Here is a 2,430-nt window from a genome sequence, read left to right on the forward strand (position 1 = left end):
GGCGTACAGCGGCCCCAGGTCCCTCGTCAAATCAAAATCTCCCCGCAGCTCTCCGGCGGACCCCGCCTCGCCCCGCTTCACCGCCTTGACAGTGGAGGGCAGGACGGAACCGTTGGAGAAGGGCATCAGCAGCGACGTATCCGTGTCCGTGACGCCGTGGCCCAGGGCCCCGAAGGCTCCGGTGGCCGGGTCGTACCAGGTCATGGTCCCGATGCCCGCCATGCTGTCCCGGACCCAGGCACCGATGCAGTAGACGCCCTGATCGTTCCGGGAGGGCTCCACCGACAAGGTCACGCTGTCCCCCGCCCGTTCAATCTGCAAATTGGATGCGCTGCCGCCGCTCTTTTGCAGAAGGGACTGAAACTGCTCCGTGGAGGTTACGGCATTCCCGCCGCATTTAACGATGACGTCCCCGGTGCGCAGGCCGCATTCCCTGGCGGGCGTCCCGCCGTCGGTGAGCTTCACCACCACCACGCCCCGGGAGAAGAGCTTGATGCCCACCGTGTGGCCCACCGGGACCAGCATCCGGGGCTCCATCGCCTTTACCCTTCCCCCGGCGCACAGCAAAACCGCAAGCGCCAGCGCCGCCCCGGCGCCCAGCGCCCGCTTCGCGATTCGTGAAGGTCCATACAAAAAAACCACCCCTTCCTTGTTCATGTCAAACGCCGTTTCCGGCCTGATTATCATTTGCGGAAAACGCAGAATCACCACAAGTAAAAAGCGGCAGCGCGCCCATGGCGGCATCTGCCTGTTCCGGCGCTTCAAGGCGTGAAAAAGACCCCGGAGGCAAACGCCTCCAGGGTCTTCCGGTTTTTTCAAAAACCGCGTCAATCCCGCTTGTTGAAAATTTTGAAAATATCCTCGAAGGGGTCGTCCTCGGGAACCTCCGGCTTGGGCACATCCTCCTCGCCCAAGGGCTCGGGCCCCGCCGGGACCTCCTCTCCGGCCTTCTCGGCCTCCTCCGCCATCTTGTTGGGAAGCTGCCCCGGAGCCTTGTCAAAGCCCGTAGCGATGACGGTGACGCGGATTTCGTCGTCCAAGCTCTCATCAAAGGTCGCGCCGAAAATCGTGTTGGCATCGGGGTGGACGGCGGCCTGGACCAGACCGGCGGCCTGTTCGATTTCCTCCAAGCCGATGTCCGGGGAACCGGCCACGTTGATGAGGATGCCCCGCGCGCCGTTGATGCTGGTCTCCAGCAGCGGACTGGAGACGGCCATCTTGGCGGCCTCCTCGGCCTTGCCCTTTCCGGCGGCCCGGCCCACGCCCATGTGGGCGAGGCCCGCGTCTTTCATAATGGCGGTGACGTCGGCAAAGTCCAGGTTGATGTAGCCCGTATCCCGGATCAGATCGGAAATGGACTGCACCGCCTGGCGGAGCACGTCGTCGGCAATCTCAAAGGCGTTGGCAAAGGTGATTTTCTGGTCCGTGGCGTGCTTAAGCCGCTCGTTGGGGATGATAACCAGGGAGTCCACCTTGGTCCTGAGCTCCTCAATGCCCCCCTCGGCCTGCTGCATCCGGCGGCGGCCCTCGAAGCCGAAGGGCTTGGTCACCACGCCCACGGTGAGGATATCCAGCTCCTTGGCCAGCTCCGCCACGATGGGAGCCGCGCCGGTGCCGGTGCCGCCGCCCATGCCGGCGGTGATGAAGACCATGTCCGTCTCCTCCAGGGCCTTGGCAATTTGGTTCCGGCTCTCCTCGGCGGACTTGCGGCCCACCTCCGGGTCAGAGCCCGCGCCCTGCCCGTGGGTCAGCTTTTCGCCGATTTGAATTTTATAGGCGGCGCTGGAAATGTTCAGCGCCTGCTTGTCCGTGTTCACCGCCACAAATTCCACGCCCTTGGTCCCGGAGCTGACCATGCGGTTCACTACATTATTTCCAGCGCCGCCGACCCCGATTACTTTGATGTTGACAACGGTATCGGGACTGCTTTCCAAACCAAATGCCATAGTGCTGCCTCCTGCTATCATTTGTGCGGCCGTCCCGACAGGACGCCGCGATTCACCGCCGCCTGACTTGAGGCCGTGAAACTCTATTCATTTTCTTATTGTAAGCCACTTTCTCCCTCCGGTCAAGTGCCTGTTTCGCTTTCGACGCAAATTCTCCAAAAAACCTGACGCAAACGCCGCTCCTACCGCTCTCCCGGTATGAGAAACACCCGGTCGCTCTCCAGCCTCAGATCGATGGTGCCGGTCATGTTGCTCTGGATTTTCTCATCCGCCAGGGTGGCCGTCAGCTTTTTCAGCTCCCACTCATAGTCCGCGCCGTAGGCCATGCGCACGGTGAAGCGGCCGACGTAGTCCATTTTCAAGTAGCTGAGCTCGTCCAGCCGGATGCCGTCCACGTTTTCCGTCAGGCCCGCGTTGTCCAAGGCCTCCAGCAGGGCCAGAAGGCTGGCCTGCTGGGAGGCGTACTCCGCGGCCAGGGCCAGGG

At 62.6% G+C, this 2,430-nt stretch carries 2 protein-coding genes and 1 pseudogene; all 3 read right to left on the reverse strand.

All coding sequences use genetic code 11. The features are described from left to right. Positions 1–633 (reverse strand): SpoIVB peptidase S55 domain-containing protein (locus JX325_RS15390; RefSeq protein WP_243414128.1); only part of this gene is annotated, 633 nt, incomplete at its 3' end. 194 nt (positions 634–827) lie between these two features. Further along, positions 828–1,946: a cell division protein FtsZ gene (gene ftsZ, locus JX325_RS15395; protein WP_204791941.1), complete on the reverse strand. Its 1,119-nt coding sequence runs from the start codon at positions 1,944–1,946 to the stop codon at positions 828–830. Positions 1,947–2,128: 182 nt separating this feature from the next. Beyond that, positions 2,129–2,430, reverse strand: a pseudogene (locus tag JX325_RS15400) (hypothetical protein); the annotation flags it as partial.

Origin of the sequence: Oscillibacter sp. CU971 (assembly GCF_905219725.1) — a bacterium.
Taxonomy (GTDB): domain Bacteria; phylum Bacillota; class Clostridia; order Oscillospirales; family Oscillospiraceae; genus Oscillibacter.

Coding starts and splice junctions, on each gene's coding strand:
- ftsZ (WP_204791941.1), bottom strand. CDS start 1,946: ATGGCATTTGGTTTGGAAAGCAGTCCCGATACCGTTGTCAACATCAAA.